Genomic DNA, 18,423 nt, shown 5'->3' with positions numbered 1-18,423 from the left:
AGGGCCCTTCTGGTCCTCACGAACCGCGAAGTAGCCCGGTGACCGACGATCTTCACCGAAGTCATCCGCCCTCAACCAGCACAAGCACCCCGAACTCCACGCACCCCAGACCCGTGACCAGCAACTTCACGATGCACACCGCTCAATGAGGTGCATCGGTCCTGGTGACCGTGCCTGACGGGCGGGTTGGGCGTTGTCTGCTCCGTGGGGACTTCACCGTGGATCGTGCCGGACGACCTCTGGGAGCGGATCGAGCCGCTGCTGCCGAAGAGAGAACGTCGCTTCCGGTACCCCGGTCGCCTGCCGGTCCCCGACCGGCAGGTGCTGTGCGGGATCTTGTACGTGCTGCACACCGACATTCAGTGGGAACACCTCCCCAGGGAGCTCGGCTTCGGCTCGGGCATGACGTGCTGGCGCCGACTGCGGGACTGGAACGAGGCCGGCGTCTGGCAGCGGCTACACGAAGTCCTGCTGGCCGAGCTGAATGCGGCCGCACGACTCGACTGGTCCCGCTGCGTGGTCGACTCGCCCGGCACACACGGGACCATCCGCTCCCGGATCTGGGCTCGCAGGGGGGCCTGGGCCCGGCCGGCTGTCTGGTTGTGGGATTCCATGAGCTGGTAGACGGTCTCCAGCGTGCTCACAAGTTCGGCGGCCTCGGGCAGGCGGCGAGCCTCCACGCGGGCAAGCTCGCGGATGACGTGCCCGAGAGCGTCGATCTCCGTGGCCGGCGGCTGCAGGGAGGAGACCAGCACGCGTTGGGCGATCAGCTCATCGAGCAGTTCCCGGACGGCCGGTTCGGGGTGCTCCGGGAACTCGGCCGCGAGCTTGTGAAGCAGGTCGCCGTAGGGAACAGGGGAAGCGGCGAGGCCGATCAGTACCCGCACCTCGGGCTCCAGACGCAGCGAGACCTCGCGCACCTCGGTTCCCGTGGCATCCAGGTGCCGCTGCTGCCACGGGACGACGAGTCGACCGCCACGGGTCACAGCCGTGTTCGCTGCCCTCAGCCGCAGCCGCTCACGCACGCAAGGCATGGCTTCCAGCTGGCCCACGACGCTGGTGAGCCACCGCGATCCCGCCCGCGCCACGGCCTGGTGCTCCTCGCCCCACTCGACCACCGGCACGGGACCGAAGCTGGTCTCCAGCACTCCTGCGAACAGCCCGAAGGGCATCGGGCGGGTCACAGCGCGCTGGCAGTAGGCGGCAAGCGACAGCACCATGCCGCGGATCCGCCCCGGCTCGGCCTCACCACACTCGGTGAAAGCATCAAGGCTGAGGGCCAGGGCGGGGCTGGCGTGCTGGACCATGTCCCGGACCTCGGGCGCCGCCCACGTCTGCTGGATCCACGCGTACGTCTCATCCGCGGGGCCGTCCAGGGAAGGGACCGGCGGCAGGGCAAGGCGCGCGCTCGGATGGCAGACGGCCCGGAGCAAGGCGGGCTGCGCGCTCACGAAGCGCGGTCTGCTGGTGGCGGTGCTCATGCCCCTCCCCTGGTCGTGAACTCTGACTGCCATATGGCGCGTACCGGACCGCCGACTCTCATGCGGCCACCCGCCGCCCCGTGAGGAAGAACCTGTCGAGCGCGTCGGCCGTGTCGGGAACCACCACTTCACGGACGTCGACCCGCCGCAGGAGCGTCCCCCGCTCGGCCCCTTCGCCGATAGCGTCGCCACCCGTGCGCCCGAGCCCCGGGGCATCCGTCGGCTGGGGCGGAACACGGTTTTTGATCATCTTTCACCTGTCTCTGTGACGCGCTCAGGTCTTCCGTGCGTGACCGCTCCCGCTTAGGCCCGATGACCACCAGAACGCCCATTCCACCCACGGCGACCGCAAGCAGAACCGCCCCGTCCGCCGTCAGTCCCATCGCCTCGCGCCCCTTCGCGCGGGACGCTGCCGGCCAATAGCGCCAGCAATGCCCGGAGAGGACGACGAATGTAGGGGAATTGCAACGACCGGTTGCTCACATCTGTGAGCATCTGTCGAATCCCTGGTCAACAGGGGTGTATCGGCGGGGCGGTAGCAGGCCCGGCCCCGTGCCTCATGCGGCGGGACAGAGCGTCGAGGGTGACCGAGACGCAGTGCTCCAGCGGCTGGCCGGTGTCCACCACGACCTTCGGCTCGGGAATCGGATCCGTGCCCGCGTACTTCGCACCAGGAAGCGGATCCTGAACACCGGCTGCCCCCGGAGTCGCCCGCGCTGACGCCGCCTCTTCGGGGCAGACACACTCGACGATGTGCAGCACGTGCCCAAGGCTCGAGGCGAAACGGCGCAAGGACAGAACGTCCCTGCTGCGGGTGAGCGGGCGTCCGTCGAGCACAATGACCGTCCCGGGCGCCGTGTCGAGGTTCCACGACGCCGCCTTCAGCACCCCCTCGTACAACCAGTCGTTCACCTCCGGCGGAGCCATAACCAGGTTGGGAAAGAGGAGCTCGCGCAGCGCAGCCGTGTCCAGCAGGACTCCCGGCATGGTCTTGGCCAAGGCCCGGGCAAGGGTGGACTTGCCGGTAGAGGGGCGGCCGCGGCCGCCCAAGGCGACGATCATGCACTCTCCTGTGAGCACTCGAATCCACGTCCGCCCCCGGTCACGCCGGCCGGGGCATCAGCTGAGACGGGGCGGCCGGCTGCGCACTGGAAGAAGGCCCGTACCCCTTCCCGCTGTCACCTTCCGGGCTGCACCGCCAAGTGGCGGTCCAGCCATCGGACTCGGCGGCGACGAGAACCAGCCCGCGCCCGCAGTCGGCAAACGGAGACGGGCGGATCTTCGCCTTCGGGATGTCGCTGGAGATGTCCGTCACCATGACCCCGAGTGCGACACCCCCGAGCGCGAGCTGCCGCCGCAGAAAGTGATGAGACTTACCGACGCTGGTGTCACGGCTCTCGATCTCAACGGCGACTCTCTCAATCCCCTCGCCGTGTTCCAGCACCGCCAGCAACTCCCAGCTCGACAAGGATGTCAAAGCGTCCACCTCCCGGTTCTGGTCGGCAGGCGCCACTCCTCATGGGCTACCGAGGGCCACATGGGGTAATGGCGCCCGCCGTGAGCCCGCCTGCCGGGCGTCAGGTTCTCCGGCCGACGGACGGCCTGTCGGGCATCCGAGATCAGCAGGATTCGCCTGGAGCCCACGACGGGCAACCGTGACAGCTGACTGATCAGTGACCCCAGCTACCCGAAGTAACTGATCTGGTCACTGATCAGTGAAGAAGTCACTGTTTTTGACGCAGAGTCGATGGCTCGTCACTACGATCTCGAGAATCGATCCGGGCTGAGGAGGCGCTGATGGACCGCACACCGCACGGCCCGTCCTGTGCCAAGCAGTTACGCCAAGAGGCCACCCAGCGCGGCAAATCGCACGGCGAGATCGCCCGCATCATCCATACACACTGCGCGGTATCCCTCCTGCGTGCCCAGCGCCTCGCCCGCGGACTGACGCTGAAGGAGGCAGCCCAAGGCCTGAACGAGTTCGGCGCCGGGCGCGACGACGCCCCCCGGGTGGACGGCGACCAGCTGGGGCACTGGGAGAAGGGCCGCCAGCCGCGCCCGGCAACGCTCAAGCTCCTGTGCAAATTCTACGGAGGCTGCACTCCCGAGGACCTGGGATTCGCGAGCGTAGGGAGTGCTGTACCACCGCAAGCCTCCACCCTGGTCCTGGCAACGCGACCACTGCCTTCGCTGGCCGCTACGCACCCACCCTTCTCGGCCGACGCGTTAGAGCAACAAGTCGACGCAGCCCGTCGCTCGGTAGACCGCACCTTGGCGGCCGGAACCGTCAGTTCCAACCAGCTCGACATGCTCGACGAGCAGGTGCTGTGGGCGCGGGAACGATACGTCTACGCAGCACCCGCACCCATGATCAAGGTGCTCCTCGACCAACTCACGGAGGTCGAGGAGCTTGCCGCGCAAAGGCAGCCGGCCGCCGTGCAGGTCCGGCTGTCCGAACTGACCGCCATGCTCTCCACCCTGGTCGCCGACGCACTCATGAAGCTCGGCCACCTACCCCGCTCCCGGTCCTGGTACGCCACGGCAAGGAACGCCGCAGACGACAGCGGCAACACGGAACTCCGCGCCCGAGTAAGAGCACAAGCCGCGATGCTCCCGTTCTACTACGGCCCCCTGGAAGCGGCGGTCGCCCTGGCCCGAGAAGCCCGGATCATCAGCCGCGGACGCCCCAGCGCCACGGCGGCCTTCGCCTCAGCGGCCGAAGCACGCGCTCTTGCCAAGCTGGGAGATACCGAGGGAGCCGAGGCCGCACTTCGATACGCCGCCACCGCGTTCGAGCAGAGCGGAACCCGAGGCCCAGCCGACAACGACGCCTTCGGCTTCCCGGAGCGACGGTTCCGGCTCTACGAAAGTGGGACCCTGACAGCGCTCGGCAGAACAAGCCAGGCACGTCGTGTCCAGGAGGCGGCGCTCCGTCTCTACCCGTCGAAGACCGGCATCGATCCGGCCCTGCTCCACCTCGAGTCGGCCCTATGCCTGGCTCACGACCGGAGCCCGACCGAGGCCTGCCAACTCGCCGCCACCACGTTCTTGCGGATCGCCCCAGAACACCGCACGCCGATCGTGGAGGAGCGGGCACGAGAGGTCATCGGGGCACTCCCGCCGGGCGCGCAATCAGGCCGCGCAGCCCGCGAGTTGCGCGAGATCCTCGCACTCCCTCCCGGACAGATGTGACAGCAGCCGCACGCGTCGGCGAGCCTGGACCCCATGACACAAGCTGCGCCGGCCCCCGGCGGGTACGACGAGTCCGAAATGCACCAGATCCTGGAGCGAGGGTGCACAGCCGTCGGCCTCGACTCCTCCGACGCTCGCCTCCTCCGCGGGCACACCAATGCAGTCATACTCCTCAAGAAGGAGCAGGTTGTCGTAAAGATCGCCCGACGCGGATCACGGATCGACGACGTGGCACGCACGGTGCAGTTCGTCAGATGGCTCATGGAGGCCGGCTTCCCCACCGTTCCCTTGCACCCCGTCGACCAGCCCGTCATCATCGACCAGCACGCCATCACCTTCTGGCAGTACCTGCCCCAGCCAGCTGAACCTGTTGCCGCAGCCCAGCTCGCCAAACCGCTGTACGCGCTCCACACGTTGCCGACTCCACCCGTGTCTCTGCCCGTTCACGACAACCTCGGGGCCATCCGCCGGTCGCTCTCCGCGATCACCTGCCTATCCACCGAGGCGCTGGCGTTCCTGGGCGAGCATGCCGAGCAGCTCGAATCCGATCTCGACGCCGTCGAGTTCGAACTCGCGGAGGGGGTGATCCAGGGAGACCCGCAGCACCGCAATGCCCTGCACGTAGGTGACGGCGCGGCCGTGCTGTGCGACTGGGACACGGTGGCGCTCGGACAGCCAGAGTGGGACCTGGTCACGGTGGAGGTCCATTGCAGGCGCTTCGGTCATGGGGAACGGCACTACGCCGCCTTCGCCGACGCATACGGCTGGGACGTCACGCGCTGGCCCGGTTACCAGACCCTGGCGGCGATCCGTGAGCTGCGCATGATCACGACGAACGCACGGAAGGTCCACCACGCCCCGGGGAGCTTGAGGGAGGTCGAGCGACGGGTTGACGGGCTTCGCCGCCAGGACCGGCTCCTCGCGTGGACCATCCTCTGATGCGCGGGCACTACGTGTGGGCACCACACCGGTGGTGGTGCCCCCGTCCGCAGGGCGACTCCGGGTGAGCCTCCGCGGGTACACCTTCAGATGACCGGCCCCATTCGCACCGCCTGCCGTCGGACGTGCAGCCTGCGTCCGACGGCCACGCTTCACACGTCTGGCCTCGGCTGTCGAGCGCCCGGCCACCTGCGCATGCCAGCCGAAGCCCTCCGGACACGGCAGACCGGCAACGAGCGACCTCACCCGCCTGCTCCACCGTTGGTGTTGAGCTACGTTCAGGGTCGCATTCTGCTGAGGGCAACAGCCCTCCAGCCGCGCTTGGCCTGTCCTGGGGCGCATCACCGTTTACGGGGACCGTCGAACGCGACACCGCGATCTGCGAGACCATGGGCTACCGCTGGCTGAAGCGCCCCGGCGCCGAGGAGGGGTGTAGCTCTTCAGTTTCACTTCGCTCCCCAAAAGTTGCGCCCTCCACTGGTATGTCTGCAGCGTAGCCGGCGACCTCCGCCGCCTTCTTTTCGGAGGTTGTCGGCCGCTCGTCCGGGCTGGTCCCTGGCATCGTGCTCATCGACATGACGGTGCGACCGAGTCAGGTGAAGGAGGAGTACGCCTTGCCCCTCTTCTCCGACGGAACGCCCCCTGCGTCTTTCGGTTGGCCTTCCCGCGGCTCGGCATTCGCCCACGGCAGACGAGAAATAGCCCCGAAGGACTGGAACCTCCTCTGGGAATATGTCAACGTACAACGTCCCGGAAAATACCAGGTCAGTGGCGGGATTCAGGATTCATGGCCGACCTGCACGTCGGCCATGACGGCGTCCGACATCTCGCGCTGCTCGGCCTCATCGCGGAGGCCCCGACCCAAGGAGCACCCCTGCCGAATGCCGCTCTCCGATCCGTCCGATTCAACGCCCCCATCTGCCCGACACTTGGCGCCCTGAACGTATGGACCACATCGGAGCGAGAGGATTGCGCCGCTCCTCCCCGGCGCTGTGCCTCTGTGTTTGTGCGACCGCATTGACAACGGACTCGGGGTGTTCGTGACGGACGGCGCGGCCTCGTTCTCCGATCGCGCCGACTGGCCCCCTGTGTTTCGTCCGTTGCAATCGTCCGTGAGTTGCCCTGCGGGGCGCAACATAGACCACGATCGCCGGTTGGCCAAAGCGGCGATCGTGACGACCATTGAGGTGTTCGCAGCGGCTGTGCTTGGCGGTGGAGCCGTTCGTACACCATGGCCCTTCATGTCGGCGACCAGTAGTCCCCGTAACTGAGGGAGTCTGCCCATCGGCTGCGGCGGAGTGGGTGCAAGTCGAGCACTGCCGCTTGGGCCGCCGACATATCTGGAACATCCGAGGAAACATCAATGGCTCGTCCACCTGCTCTCAAGCTCGCCGAGGTCCTAGCGGAAATCAGGATGAGCCCATCGGCTTTCTATTGCCTGCGCGCTCGCGGTCAGGCACCCCGAATGATCAAGCTGCCCAATGGTGAACTGCGCCGCCGCCGCACCGATCTGGATGCGTGGTGGGATGCGTGTGAAAGGGATACGCCTGGATGGCGATGAGTTATAACATCCGCTTCTGGGAGATACGTGAGCGCCCCGACCGGCGCAAGTCTTTCCAGATTCGGTGGACGGTTAACGGGCGAGAGAAGTCTGAGTCCTTCATCGCGTTCGCGCTTGCTGGCAGCCGGCGTGCGAAGCTGATGACAGCCGCGCGCGAGGGTGAGCCGTTTGACGAGCACACCGGTCTGCCAGCATCCGAGTTGCGGGCCATCAAGCAGCGCACTACGTGGTACGACCTGGTGCACGAATACATCGAGCAAAGATGGGAGCGCACGCCAGGGAACACCCGCCGCACCCTGGCTGATGCCTTCGCTACGGTCACGCCCGCCCTGGTACGCCCCGGCGCAGCGTATTCCGATCCGCGGGTACTGCGGCGTGCCCTGTACTCGTGGGCATTCAACAAGAAAGCCTGGGAGTGCGAGCCCACCGAGGAGTGGCTCCACGCGCTGGACTGGATGAAGCGCAACTCGCTGCCGGTCAGCGCCCTCGCGGAAGCCGACGTTCTGAGGCGGGCCCTCGATGCGATGTGCCGCAAGCTGGACGGCAAGGCGGCTGCGGCTAAAACAGCCCGACGCAAGAGGGCTGCGTTCAACGAAGCTCTCAACACTGCAGTGGAGAAGGGGTACTTCGCAGAGAATCCCCTCAAGGGGCTCCGGTGGCAGGCGCCAGCAGTCAATGAGGAGGTGGATCCGGCCGCCGTTCCCAATCCGGCCCAGGTGCTTCGGCTGCTCGAGGCCGTTGCTCGCCAGCGGGGGCGGGGTCCTCATCTTGAAGCATTCTTCGGTTGCATGTACTTCGCGGCTATGCGGCCAGCTGAGGTCATCCACCTTCGGATCGAGCAATGCCATTTGCCAAAGACGGGATGGGGGATGCTGAACCTCTCGGGCGGGGTCGTCACGTCTGGCAAGGAGTGGACCGACGACGGTGAGGTGCACTCGCTCAAGCGTCGCGCGGCAAGCGCGACGCGGCCTGTTCCCATCCCGCCGCAGTTCGTACGCATGCTGCGTGCCCATGTGAATCGGTTCGACGTGGCACCTGACGGTCGACTTTTCCGGAACCAGGCTGGCAACTACGTGGACGCTGCCGCCTACGGCATCACATGGGCGCGGGCCCGGGAATACGCCCTGACCCGTACTGAGCGCACTTCTCGCCTGGCCAAGCGGCCTTACGATCTCCGTCACGCCGGGATCTCGTTCTGGCTCTACTCCGGAGTGGACCCGGCCGAGTGCGCCCGCCGCGCCGGCCAGAGCATCGAGGTTCTCTTTCGCCACTACGCCAAGTTCCTTGACGGCCTTAGAGAGCAGGCGAACCGTCTCATCGAGCAGTCCATGAACGAGTGGCAGCGCGTCAGCCAAGGTGACGTACCCGAGGGCTGAACCGGGGTTTGGTCCGTGACTGGTCCGGAAGCACTGGTCAGGAGGGGTGCAGTCGTGGGAGGAATTGGGAGTTAGCGCGCAAGTCGGGCCCGGTCGAGAGCGGGTTGCGCGAAGGGCGCCTGACGGGTGTGAAAACCCAGGTCAGGCGCCTTTCCTCGTGCCTCTAGAAGAAGCCCAGCTTCTTCGGCGAGTACGACACCAGCAGATTCTTGGTCTGCTGGTAGTGCTCCAGCATCATCTTGTGCGTCTCGCGGCCGATGCCGGACTGCTTGTAGCCGCCGAACGCCGCGTGCGCCGGGTAGGCGTGGTAGCAGTTGGTCCAGACGCGGCCCGCCTGGATCGCGCGTCCCGCGCGGTAGGCGGTGTTGACGTCCCGTGTCCACACGCCCGCGCCGAGCCCGTACAGCGTGTCGTTGGCGATCTTGATGGCGTCGTCGAAGTCGTCGAAGGAAGCCACCGACACGACCGGGCCGAAGATCTCCTCCTGGAAGACCCGCATCCGGTTGTCGCCCTCGAAGATGGTCGGCTGCACATAGTAGCCGCCCTTCAACTCGCCGTCGAACTCGATGCGTTCACCACCCGTGAGGACCTTCGCGCCCTCCTGCCGGCCGATGTCCAGGTAGGAGAGGATCTTCTCCAGCTGGTCGTTGGAGGCCTGGGCGCCGATCATCGTGTCGGTGTCGAGCGGGTGCCCCGGCTTGATCTGCCGGGTGCGCTCGACCGCGGCCGCCAGGAACTCCGCGTAGTGGCCACGCTGGACGAGCGCCCGGGACGGGCAGGTGCACACCTCGCCCTGGTTGAGCGCGAACATCGTGAAGCCTTCCAGCGCCTTGTCGCGGAAGTCGTCGTCGTGCGCCCACACGTCGTCGAAGAAGATGTTCGGCGACTTGCCGCCCAGTTCGAGCGTGACCGGCTTGATGTTCTCCGAGGCGTACTGCATGATCAGCCGCCCGGTCGTGGTCTCTCCGGTGAACGCCACCTTCGCCACCCGCGGGCTCGACGCCAGCGGCTTGCCCGCCTCGACGCCGAAGCCGTTGACGATGTTCAGCACACCCGGCGGCAGCAGATCCGCGATCAGGCTCACCCAGTAGTGGATGGAGGCCGGGGTCTGCTCGGCGGGCTTGAGCACCACCGCGTTGCCCGCGGCCAGCGCCGGCGCGAGCTTCCACGTGGCCATCAGGATCGGGAAGTTCCAGGGGATGATCTGCGCGACGACCCCGAGCGGCTCGTGGAAGTGGTACGCCACCGTGTCGTCGTCGATCTCGCCCAGCGACCCCTCCTGGGCTCGGATGGCGCCCGCGAAGTACCGGAAGTGGTCGATCGCCAGCGGGATGTCCGCCGCCAGCGTCTCCCGCACGGGCTTGCCGTTCTCCCAGCTCTCCGCCACCGCGAGCGCCTCGAGGTTGGCCTCCATGCGGTCGGCGATCTTCCGCAGGATGTCCGAGCGCTCCGTCACCGACGTACGGCCCCACCCGGGGGCGGCCTCGTGCGCCGCGTCCAGCGCCCGCTCCACGTCCTCCGCCGTGCCGCGCGCGATCTCGGTGAACGGCAGTCCGTTGACCGGCGACGGGTTCTCGAAGTACTGCCCGCGAGCCGGCGGCACGTACTCGCCGCCGATGAAGTGGTCGTAGCGCGCCTGGTAGGAGACGATCGCGCCCTCGGTGCCCGGTGCCGCGTAACGAGTCATCCTGGTGTGCCTCCTGGTGCAGTGCTGCCCGCCCTTGGGCAGCTCCCGGCGCGAGGCTAGGCGGACGGACGTTGCAAGTACGTTGCGCCGCGGGTTCGCGCCCCCGCCCGCTCGGCCGGCACCGCCAACTCGGCCTCAAGCGCCGCCAGCCGTGCTCGCACCGACGCCGTCGGACGCACGGTCGCGAGCGCCCGCCACACCTCGATGTCGTCCTCCCCCCAGGGCGCGTGCGCCCAGTTCGCCAGCAGATCGGGGTCGCGGTGTGCGATCAGCGTCGTCCGCAGCCCCCGCGCGAGACGGTCCCGCAGCCGGGCGATCGCCGGGGCCCCCGAACCCGGCAGCAACGGACCGGCGTACGCCTCGGCCGCCGCGGTGAGTGCCCCGGACGCCAGCCGCCGCTCCACCACGGTCGCGTCCGCGTCGACCACGGCCGTCAGCCGGTACGGCCGCGAGGCCAGCAACCCCGGGCCCAACGATCGCCGCAGCCGCGCCAGCTCCGCCCGCAACGTCACCGGGGTCACCGACTCGTCCGCGTACAGCGCGCACAGCAACGCGTCACCCGTCAGCCCCTCGGGATGCCGTGACAGCAGCAGCACGATCTCGCTGTGCCGACGGCTCAGCCTCATCCGCCGCCCCTGGAAGGCGAGTTCGGCCTCGTCCCGGCCCAGCGCGTGCAGCATCGGCGTGTCTGGGCCGCACCGCGGCGGAGCGAGCAGCGCCAACTGGGCCTCCGCCGCCCGCGCCACGGCCTGCACGAAACCCAGGCTGTGCGGATGCGCCAGCCCGTCCCCGCCGGTGACGTCCACGGCGCCCAGCACCCGCCCGGTGCGCGGATCGTGTACCGGAGCGGCCACGCACGTCCAGGGCTGCACCCGCCGGGTGAAGTGCTCCGCGGCGAACACCTGCACCGGCCGGTCCAGCGCCACGGCGGTTCCCGGTGCGTTGGTGCCCACCGCGGCCTCCGACCAGCGCGCCCCAGGCACGAAGTTCATCGCGTCCGCCCGCCGCCGCGCCGCCGGATGCCCCTCGACCCACAGCAGTCTGCCCTGCGCGTCGCACACCGCGAGCAACTGCTCGTCCTCGGCGGCGAACGTGCCCAACAGCTCCCGGAACAGCGGCATCACACGGGCCAGCGGGTGCTCCGCCCGGTAGGCACCGAGGTCGCCGTCGGACAGCTCCACGCGCGCCGTGCCGTCCGGTATCACACCGGCCCGCGCGCTGCGCCGCCACGAATCCGCCACCACCGACCGCACCGGCCGCGGCACCGCGCCGACCGTGGTGAACGTCTCGTGCGCCCGGCGCAGCACCCGGACCCGCTCGGCGGGATCGGCCCCGGGCTCCAGGGCCACCCACGGATCGGTCAACTCGGCCTCCCCGGACGCTGTTGCGGTGATGATCCGGCTGGGTCCATCGTCACGTGCCGTGTCCGCGCAGACAACCGGTGGGACGCCGGTTCAGGGTCTGGGCTAGGCGAAGTTGACCAGTCTGATGTAGCGGACCCAGTCCCAGTTCGGGCCCGGGTCGGTGTGGTCGGTGCCGGGTACCTCGTAGTGGCCGATGATGTGCTCCCGGTCCTTGCGGATGCCGTATCTGTCGCAGATGGACGCCGTGAGCTTCGCCGACTGCTCGTAGAGGGCGTTGGTGAAGTAGGAGGGCTGGTCCACCCAGCCTTCGTGCTCGATGCCGATGCTGCGGGTGTTGTAGCTCCAGTTGCCCGCGTGCCAGGCGATGTCGCTCTCGTGCACGCACTGGGCGACGTGTCCGTCCGCCGACCGCACCACATAGTGGGCGGACACCTGCTTCTCGGCGTTCTGGAAGATGGCCAGGGCGTCGGTGTACGTCTCCTGGGTCACATGGATGATGACGCGGTCGATGGCGTAGCTGCCGGGCCGGCTGGAGGCCGTGTAGTTGGAGGCGCTGGCGGGCACCCACTCGGCGAGCGGGTAGTCGACGGAACCGCTCGCACCGGCGCTCGGTTCGGGAAGCAGCGCGTACGGAACGGCGGCGAGCGCCGCGCCCTTCAGGATCCATCGTCTGCTCGGGAGGGGCCTTTCCCGGTCCATGTCCATCGTGGACTGCCTTTCTGGAGTGGGGAATCGGGGAGTGACGGGAGTGCGGGAGGTGGTGCTTCCTGCGCGTCGTGAAAGAGGGTTGGGGGCGGGGGAGAGGAGGAGAACGAGGCTGGTGTGCGGAGTGTGCCGGTGTGCTGGGTGTCGTGGGTGTGCGCGGTCTCGGGTTCTGGCCGTCAGCCGCGCAGGGTCCGTGCGGTCTCCCGCAGCCGGGCGTGCACACCGCGGTAGGTCTCCCGCGCGGGCAGCCACTCCTTGCGGAGCTTGGCCACGCACGTGTAGTTCGTGTCGCAGACGTTCGCCAGCGGCGACTCGACCGTCTGGCTGGCGAACTGATAGGCGTCCAGCTCGCTGAACCCGTAGTCGCTCACCAGCCACCGCACCAGGTCCAGCTGCGATATCCGGAACGCGTCCTCCAGCGGGCGTGCCGAGCCGGTCGAGACGATGTGGGTGTCCGACTCCACCCGGGGCCAGGGCGTGGCGACGTCCTTGAGGAGCTCCACGATCACCACGGTGTTCATCGCGCACTCCACGGCCACCCCGCAGGTCTCGCCCTCGCCCTGCCTGGCGTGCCCGTCGCCGAGGCTGAGCAATGCGCCCTCCACGTTGACCCCGAGGTAGCAGGTGACCCCGGCGCGCATCTCGGGTGTGTCCATGTTTCCGCCGTGCGCGTCCGGGACCAGCGCCGAGCGGACCTCCAGATTGGCCGGGGCCACGCCCACCGTGCCGTGCATCGGCTCCAGCGGCAGCTCCCTTTCGAAGTCGCCGTCCCGCGCGCGGAAGAGGGCGGTGCGCCGCGCACGGTCCAGCTGCCAGATCCAGACCCGCTCCGGCAGCGGTGGCTGGAGCGAGGCGGTGGCGTGGGTCGAGGTGAGCGCCCCGAAGAGGGGGACCGTCGTGGACGCCGCCCAGTCGCGGGCCGGCTCGATCGACACGAAGTGCACGGCCACCGTGTCGCCCGGCTCGGCGCCCTCGATGTGGAAGGGGCCCGTCTGGGGATTGAGGAACGGGAACTCGCAGACCTCGGACACGAGGTCCTTCTCGGAGCGGACCCGGCCGGCGAAGCAGTCCTCCGTGAACAGGTCGAGCACCGTGCCGGGCGCGATGCGGGCCACGGGTGCCGCTCCGCCGAACGTCCATGCGAATTCGTCCGGTTCCGGTCGCACGGTGAGGATCCGGGGGTCGGTCATCGTGTCGTGAGTCCCTTCTGGCTGTGCGGTCGGGAGGGGGGCGAGGAGCGGGTGCGGGCCAGGACGCGGGGCGCGGCGCGTCGTCTCGGTGGGCGGGACCGCCGAGTGTGGCCGGTCGTGCGGCGCGGCGCCGCTGTGGCCGCCGTCAGCGGAGAACAGCGCCGTCCTGCTGCGTGCCGGCCGGGTCGTCTTCCTCGATGTGCACCCGCGCGGTATCGGCTATGCGCTCGGGGTGACGCCGGGTCAGGATCAGCAGCACCACCACGCCCGCCGCCATCCAGACGCCGACGATCGGGCCCGCGTAGGACACCGGAGCCGTCAGCTTGGTCACGAAGTCGAACACCGGCAGGCCGGCCGCCGTCAGCAGCGCCGGGACGAAGGCGGCGATGCCCAGTACCGGGAACAGCACATGCCGTACCGGCTTGAGGGCCCGGCCGCCGGCCCGTATGAAGTGGCCGGCGCACGCGAGGTTCACCACGATGTAGACGCCGATCACGACCGTGACGATCACGGTGGCCAGGAGCAGGAACGCGGTCTCGGGACCGTAGCCGAGGCCGAGTCCCAGGACGGCGGCGACGGCCACGACGGTCTGCACCGCGATGCCCGCCACGGGGGAGCGGTGCCGGGGATGGAGCGTGGCGAGCACCCGGGGCAGGACCCGGATGCGGGCCAGGGCGAAGGCCGTACGGGTCGACACGTTCGAGCACGCGTTGGCGTTGGCGATCGTGGAGTTGACCACCGCGAGGAACAGCAGCACCCAGAAGAGCCCGAAGGAGGCCCGGGCGACGCCCTCCCAGGACGCGCTGCCCGACGCGCCGAACCCGGCGAACCGGTCGGGCCCGACATAGACGGTCATCGCATAGGTGGTGATGACGTAGAAGAGGCCGATGCCGAGCGCCGCGCCCAGCACCGCGCGATGCATCGTCCGCCGGGGCTCGCGCGTCTCCTCCGCGAGCGGTGCCGCCGCCTCGAATCCGGCGAATGCCAGGACCGTGTACACGGATCCCGCGAACACACCGCCGATCCCGGCATGGCCTGCGGCGGTATGTGAGGTACTGAAGACGGACAGGGTGTTGGCGCCGCCGGCCTTGCCGATCAGCAGTACGGCGAACGCCAGGAAGACAAGGACCTCGAAGACTCCGAGGACGGTGCCGAAGCGTGCCGAGGCACGCACGCCGAGGTATCCGGCGGCGGCGATCACGGCGGCGCCCGCCAGGGAGTACGGCCACCACAGATCCGCCGGATACGACGGCCACTCGTCGTGCAGAGTCCCCGCCACCGTGAAGCCCAGTTGCAGGAGCAGCAGCGGGGGGATCAGCATCTCCACGAAGACATAGCCCCAGCCCACGAGGAAGCCGACGGCCGGATGCAGCCCCCGCGCCGCGTAGGTGGCGACCGAGCCGGCCGCGGGCAGTTCCCGCGCCAGCTCGGCGACGCAGGAGGCGGTGAACAGGCAGGCCACCAGGGCGACCAGCACGGCCAGGGGCAGGCTGCCGCCCGCGAAGGCCGCGCCGGACGGGATGGACGCGGCCACCGCGGCGGCCGGCGCCATCGCCGTGATGCTCTGGAACAGGACCTCGCGCAACCCGATGGCGTCGCGCCGCAAACTCCCGGTGGTCTCCCCGCGCATGTGTCCCCCGATATCCGTCCGTCCGATGCCGCCCGATCTGGGTGAATGCCGCTCAAATCACGAAGCGAGCACCGGTTCTGACGCACCGGCAGCATGTGCCTCGTGCGATTCACGGTACGGCTCGGGCGGGCTCGGCAGAAGGGTGCGCCACGGTTCCGTGGACAAGCGGGAGCCTGTGGATAACTTCGCCACTCATTCGGGTGTGGAAGTGCGCCGGGGCCCGCGCGGCAGCGCCGGAGCCTTCGGCGGGGGGAGTGTCCGCATGCGCCCGACGAGGCGTCAGGAACGTTTTGCCACCGAGGCCGGATCGTCCAGCACGGCGCGGACGACGGAGTGTGCCGCGCCCAGCAGCGGCCCCTCGGGGCCGAGCGGGGACACGGCTACGGGGCAGGCCGGGCCCGCCGTACGGCCCGTCAGCTCCGCCTCCAGCGGGGGCAGGAGCCAGGGCGAGAGCCCGGCCAGGGCGCCGCCCAGGACCACCGTCTCGGGGTCGAGCAGGTTCACCGCCCCGGTCAGTGCGATGCCGAGCGCCGTCCCCGCGTCCCGCAGCGCCGCCCGCACCCCCTCCTCGCCCTTCTCGGCGCGCTCGGCGAGCAGGCCGACGAGGTCCTCACGCGGCCGGAGCCCCGCCGCGCGCAGTACCGCCTCCTGGCCGGCGTACTGTTCCAGACAGCCGCGCCCGCCGCACGCGCAGGGCGGCCCGTCCGGTCGTACGGGCACATGGCCCAGTTCGCCCGCGAACCCCCGCGTCCCGCGCAGCAGCCGGCCGTCCACGACGACCGCCGCACCGATGCCGATCTCGGCCGACACATGCAGGAATTCGCGTGGCGTGCCGGCGCCGAGCCACAGCTCGGCCAGCGCCCCGAAGTTGGCCTCGTTGTCCACGGTGAGCGGCCAGCCGCCGGGCAGCAGGGCCCCGAGGTCCGTGTCGCGCCACTCCAGGTTGGGGGCGCGTACGACCGTGCGGCCGTCACGGGCCACCAGTCCGGGCACGGCGACCGCGAGGCCCGCGGGCCACAGCTCCTCCCGCTCGGCCTCGGCGATCACCTGGCGGACCAGCGTCGTCAGCTCCGCGATCACCGGCTCGGCCGCCCGGCCGCGGTTGGCGCCCCGGCGCACGGCCCGCGCGCGGACCGCGCCGCGCAGGTCGACCGCGCACACCGCGAGATGATCGACGCCGATCTCCGCCCCGATCCCGGCCGGTCCACGGCCGCTCACCGCCAGCGCCGACCCGGGCCGGCCCACGCGCCCCGGCCGCTCGGGGCCCAGTTCCTCCAGCAGTCCCCAGCGGATCAGCTCGTCCACGAGGGTCGATACCGCGGCCCGCGTCAGACCGATGCGCGAGGACACCGCGGCCCGGGACAGCGAGCCCTCGGCGCTGACCGCGTGCAGCACTCGCGCGAGATTGCGTCGGCGCATGCCCTGCTGGGTGTCCGGCAGGGGCCGGCCGACCCCTGTGGGTCGGGCCTCGTGCAGCGGTGCGGTCATGCCTGCGTCAATCCTCGTTCCAGGGCCGGGCGGCGCGGCTCAGCGGTCTTGCGTGCCCCGTTCCAGCAGCGGGGCCGCGTCGGAGAGTACCCCGCTGATCCGGGCCAGCGTCTCGTCGTCCCGGGACACGGGCTCCAGCACCGGGCCCGCCGCGGTGTTCCAGCGGCGGGCCACCGCGGCCGGGTCCTCGCCGGTCAGCAGCCCGGCCGCCTGGGCGGCCGCACCCAGGGCGACCAACTCCTTGGCCGTGGGGATCTGGACCGGCCGGCCGGACAGCCGCCGTACGGTCTGCTGCCAGGCCCGGCCCCGCGCCCCGCCGCCGATCAGCAGCAGCGGGCTGTCACGGTCCGCGTCCTCATCGAGGACCAGGTCGAGGGCACCGAGCAGCGAGTGCACCGCACCGTCGTACGCCGCCTGGAGCAGCTGGCCCGGGGTCGTGTCGTGACGCAGCCCGTGCAGGAGTCCTGAGGCGTTCGGCAGGTCCGGGGTGCGCTCGCCGTCCAGGAAGGGCAGGAGCGTCACGGTGCCGCCGGGCGCCACGGCCTCGCGGTCCAGTCCCAGCAGGGTCGCGACGCGGTCCACGGCGAGCGTGCAGTTCAGGGTGCAGGCCAGCGGCAGCCAGTCCCCGCGCGCGTCGGCGAAGCCCGCCACCGTGCCGGTGGGATCGGCCGGGCGGTGCCGGGACACGGCGTACACCGTGCCGGATGTCCCCAGGCTCAGCACGGGGGTGCCGGGCAGCAGTCCGAGGCCCAGCGCGGCCGCCGCGTTGTCGCCGGTGCCGGGGGCCACCAGCGTGCCCTTGGAGAACGGCAGGCCGTGGCCGTCGTGCACGGTCCCGGCCACCTCGCCGGGACGCACCACCCGGGGCAGCAGCGCCGGGTCGAGCCCGATGTGCGCCAGGGTCTCCTCGTCGTACTGCTCCGTCCCCGAGGCCCACCAGCCCGTGCCGGATGCGTCACCGCGATCGGTGACGGCCTGCCCGGTCAGGCGCTCGGTGAGGTAGTCGTGGGGGAGCCGTACGGCCCTGGTCGCGCGGACCGCCTCCGGTTCGTGTTCGGCCAGCCACGCCCACTTGGTCGCCGTGAACGAGGCCCCGGGCACGCTGCCGGTGCGCTCGGCCCACGCCTTCGGGCCGCCCAGCTCCTCCACCAGCCGACGGGCCTGCGGCGCGGAGCGGACGTCGTTCCAGAGCAGAGCCGGACGCACCGGCTCACCGCGCTCGTCCAGCGTGACCAGGCCGTGCTGCTGACCGCCGATCGACACCGCGGCCGCCTCGTGTGCCGCGTCACCGCACTGGCGCAACGCCTCGCACAGGGCGTCCCACCACTGGCGCGGGTCGCTTTCCCGGCCCGCGCCGGCGGTGACGGTGTGCGGCGCCTGGCCGCTCGCCACCACCCGCCCGGTGGCCGCGTCGACGACCAGGGCCTTCGTGGACTGCGTGGACGTGTCCACGCCGATGACGAGCGGACCCTCCGCTGCTGACATGGGGCTCTCCCTCTTCCGCGGCTCCGCGGGATGTGCTGTGGGACGCTCCCGAGGACACCCTGGGGCGTCCGTGGAAGACATCTGTCGAAGACACCTTGTGGTCGAAGACACGTTGTCTCTTCCCACCGGCGTGGTCGCATACTAATTTGTAAACGGCCATGACGAAATAGTCGTACGGAACAAGGAGCCGCGCCATGAGCTTCCAGCCCACCCCTGAGGACAGGTTCACTTTCGGTCTGTGGACCGTCGGCTGGCAGGGAAGGGACCCGTTCGGCGATGCCACCCGCCCGGCGCTCGACCCGGTCGAGACGGTGCAGCGCCTGGC

At 69.8% G+C, this 18,423-nt stretch carries 14 protein-coding genes and 3 pseudogenes; 6 read left to right on the top strand and 11 right to left on the bottom strand.

Going from position 1 to position 18,423, the window contains the following annotated elements; translation table 11 throughout:
- Nucleotides 1-204 precede the first annotated feature (204 nt).
- A pseudogene (locus AB0927_RS39710) lies at nucleotides 205-528 on the top strand (transposase); the annotation flags it as partial.
- A gap of 38 nt (nucleotides 529-566) precedes the next feature.
- Here the strand turns inward: AB0927_RS39710 and AB0927_RS39705 are convergent.
- The 4 genes and pseudogenes from AB0927_RS39705 to AB0927_RS39690 form a co-directional block, all read right to left on the bottom strand.
- Nucleotides 567-1,307 (bottom strand): annotated as a pseudogene (locus AB0927_RS39705) (lantibiotic dehydratase); the annotation flags it as partial.
- Nucleotides 1,308-1,539: 232 nt separating this feature from the next.
- Nucleotides 1,540-1,731 (bottom strand): hypothetical protein, encoded by a 192-nt coding sequence (locus AB0927_RS39700; RefSeq protein WP_366672730.1) that lies wholly within the window; start codon nucleotides 1,729-1,731, stop codon nucleotides 1,540-1,542.
- Between the two features lie 260 nt (nucleotides 1,732-1,991).
- Nucleotides 1,992-2,543 (bottom strand): AAA family ATPase, encoded by a 552-nt coding sequence (locus AB0927_RS39695; RefSeq protein WP_366672729.1) that lies wholly within the window; start codon nucleotides 2,541-2,543, stop codon nucleotides 1,992-1,994.
- Nucleotides 2,544-2,583: 40 nt separating this feature from the next.
- Nucleotides 2,584-2,994: a hypothetical protein gene (locus AB0927_RS39690; protein ID WP_366672728.1), complete on the bottom strand. Its 411-nt coding sequence runs from the start codon at nucleotides 2,992-2,994 to the stop codon at nucleotides 2,584-2,586.
- A 284-nt stretch (nucleotides 2,995-3,278) separates the two neighbouring features.
- Between AB0927_RS39690 and AB0927_RS39685 the strand changes: the two genes are divergently transcribed.
- From AB0927_RS39685 to AB0927_RS39670, 4 genes are all read left to right on the top strand, one after another.
- Nucleotides 3,279-4,673 carry a helix-turn-helix transcriptional regulator gene (locus tag AB0927_RS39685; protein ID WP_366672727.1) on the top strand — a complete coding sequence of 465 codons (1,395 nt, stop codon included), beginning with the start codon at nucleotides 3,279-3,281 and terminating at the stop codon, nucleotides 4,671-4,673.
- Nucleotides 4,674-4,751: 78 nt separating this feature from the next.
- The gene (locus AB0927_RS39680; RefSeq protein WP_366672726.1) at nucleotides 4,752-5,612 is read left to right on the top strand and encodes a phosphotransferase; all 861 of its coding nucleotides are present in this window, start codon (nucleotides 4,752-4,754) and stop codon (nucleotides 5,610-5,612) included.
- A 1,363-nt stretch (nucleotides 5,613-6,975) separates the two neighbouring features.
- The gene (locus AB0927_RS39675; RefSeq protein ID WP_366672725.1) at nucleotides 6,976-7,173 is read left to right on the top strand and encodes a DNA-binding protein; all 198 of its coding nucleotides are present in this window, start codon (nucleotides 6,976-6,978) and stop codon (nucleotides 7,171-7,173) included.
- On the top strand, nucleotides 7,164-8,549 hold the full coding sequence (locus AB0927_RS39670; RefSeq protein WP_366672724.1) for an integrase: 1,386 nt from the start codon (nucleotides 7,164-7,166) through the stop codon (nucleotides 8,547-8,549). Before AB0927_RS39675 ends, AB0927_RS39670 begins: the two co-directional genes overlap by 10 nt.
- 163 nt (nucleotides 8,550-8,712) lie before the next feature.
- On the opposite strand, the gene AB0927_RS39665 is transcribed toward AB0927_RS39670, so the two are convergent.
- From AB0927_RS39665 to xylB, 7 genes are all read right to left on the bottom strand, one after another.
- A complete protein-coding gene (locus tag AB0927_RS39665) occupies nucleotides 8,713-10,236 on the bottom strand; it encodes an aldehyde dehydrogenase family protein (RefSeq protein ID WP_366672723.1) in 1,524 nt (507 codons plus the stop codon).
- A 56-nt stretch (nucleotides 10,237-10,292) separates the two neighbouring features.
- Nucleotides 10,293-11,600 (bottom strand): GAF domain-containing protein, encoded by a 1,308-nt coding sequence (locus tag AB0927_RS39660; RefSeq protein WP_366672722.1) that lies wholly within the window; start codon nucleotides 11,598-11,600, stop codon nucleotides 10,293-10,295.
- Between the two features lie 102 nt (nucleotides 11,601-11,702).
- A complete protein-coding gene (locus AB0927_RS39655) occupies nucleotides 11,703-12,299 on the bottom strand; it encodes an N-acetylmuramoyl-L-alanine amidase (RefSeq protein WP_366672731.1) in 597 nt (198 codons plus the stop codon).
- A 182-nt stretch (nucleotides 12,300-12,481) separates the two neighbouring features.
- Nucleotides 12,482-13,495 (bottom strand): acetamidase/formamidase family protein, encoded by a 1,014-nt coding sequence (locus AB0927_RS39650; RefSeq protein ID WP_366672721.1) that lies wholly within the window; start codon nucleotides 13,493-13,495, stop codon nucleotides 12,482-12,484.
- Between the two features lie 145 nt (nucleotides 13,496-13,640).
- Nucleotides 13,641-15,125 (bottom strand): APC family permease, encoded by a 1,485-nt coding sequence (locus tag AB0927_RS39645; protein ID WP_366672720.1) that lies wholly within the window; start codon nucleotides 15,123-15,125, stop codon nucleotides 13,641-13,643.
- A gap of 279 nt (nucleotides 15,126-15,404) precedes the next feature.
- Nucleotides 15,405-16,613: an ROK family transcriptional regulator gene (locus AB0927_RS39640; protein ID WP_366672719.1), complete on the bottom strand. Its 1,209-nt coding sequence runs from the start codon at nucleotides 16,611-16,613 to the stop codon at nucleotides 15,405-15,407.
- 39 nt (nucleotides 16,614-16,652) lie between these two features.
- Nucleotides 16,653-18,098 carry a xylulokinase gene (gene xylB, locus AB0927_RS39635; protein ID WP_366672718.1) on the bottom strand — a complete coding sequence of 482 codons (1,446 nt, stop codon included), beginning with the start codon at nucleotides 18,096-18,098 and terminating at the stop codon, nucleotides 16,653-16,655.
- 194 nt (nucleotides 18,099-18,292) lie between these two features.
- Here xylB and AB0927_RS39630 point away from each other — a divergent pair.
- Nucleotides 18,293-18,423, top strand: a pseudogene (locus tag AB0927_RS39630) (xylose isomerase); the annotation flags it as partial.

Source organism: Streptomyces sp. NPDC048106, from assembly GCF_040706415.1.
Classification (GTDB): Bacteria; Actinomycetota; Actinomycetes; order Streptomycetales; family Streptomycetaceae; genus Streptomyces.
This window is presented reverse-complemented; position numbering and strand designations above follow the sequence as displayed.

What these genes read in the sequence shown, in the direction of transcription:
- xylB (WP_366672718.1), bottom strand. Translation starts at nt 18,098, where the DNA reads ATGTCAGCAGCGGAGGGTCCGCTCGTCATCGGCGTGGACACGTCCACG.
- AB0927_RS39650 (WP_366672721.1), bottom strand. Translation starts at nt 13,495, where the DNA reads ATGACCGACCCCCGGATCCTCACCGTGCGACCGGAACCGGACGAATTC.
- AB0927_RS39685 (WP_366672727.1), top strand. Translation starts at nt 3,279, where the DNA reads ATGGACCGCACACCGCACGGCCCGTCCTGTGCCAAGCAGTTACGCCAA.
- AB0927_RS39655 (WP_366672731.1), bottom strand. Translation starts at nt 12,299, where the DNA reads ATGGACCGGGAAAGGCCCCTCCCGAGCAGACGATGGATCCTGAAGGGC.
- AB0927_RS39695 (WP_366672729.1), bottom strand. Translation starts at nt 2,543, where the DNA reads ATGATCGTCGCCTTGGGCGGCCGCGGCCGCCCCTCTACCGGCAAGTCC.
- AB0927_RS39700 (WP_366672730.1), bottom strand. Translation starts at nt 1,731, where the DNA reads ATGATCAAAAACCGTGTTCCGCCCCAGCCGACGGATGCCCCGGGGCTC.
- AB0927_RS39640 (WP_366672719.1), bottom strand. Translation starts at nt 16,613, where the DNA reads ATGACCGCACCGCTGCACGAGGCCCGACCCACAGGGGTCGGCCGGCCC.
- AB0927_RS39675 (WP_366672725.1), top strand. Translation starts at nt 6,976, where the DNA reads ATGGCTCGTCCACCTGCTCTCAAGCTCGCCGAGGTCCTAGCGGAAATC.
- AB0927_RS39670 (WP_366672724.1), top strand. Translation starts at nt 7,164, where the DNA reads ATGGCGATGAGTTATAACATCCGCTTCTGGGAGATACGTGAGCGCCCC.
- AB0927_RS39665 (WP_366672723.1), bottom strand. Translation starts at nt 10,236, where the DNA reads ATGACTCGTTACGCGGCACCGGGCACCGAGGGCGCGATCGTCTCCTAC.
- AB0927_RS39680 (WP_366672726.1), top strand. Translation starts at nt 4,752, where the DNA reads ATGCACCAGATCCTGGAGCGAGGGTGCACAGCCGTCGGCCTCGACTCC.
- AB0927_RS39645 (WP_366672720.1), bottom strand. Translation starts at nt 15,125, where the DNA reads ATGCGCGGGGAGACCACCGGGAGTTTGCGGCGCGACGCCATCGGGTTG.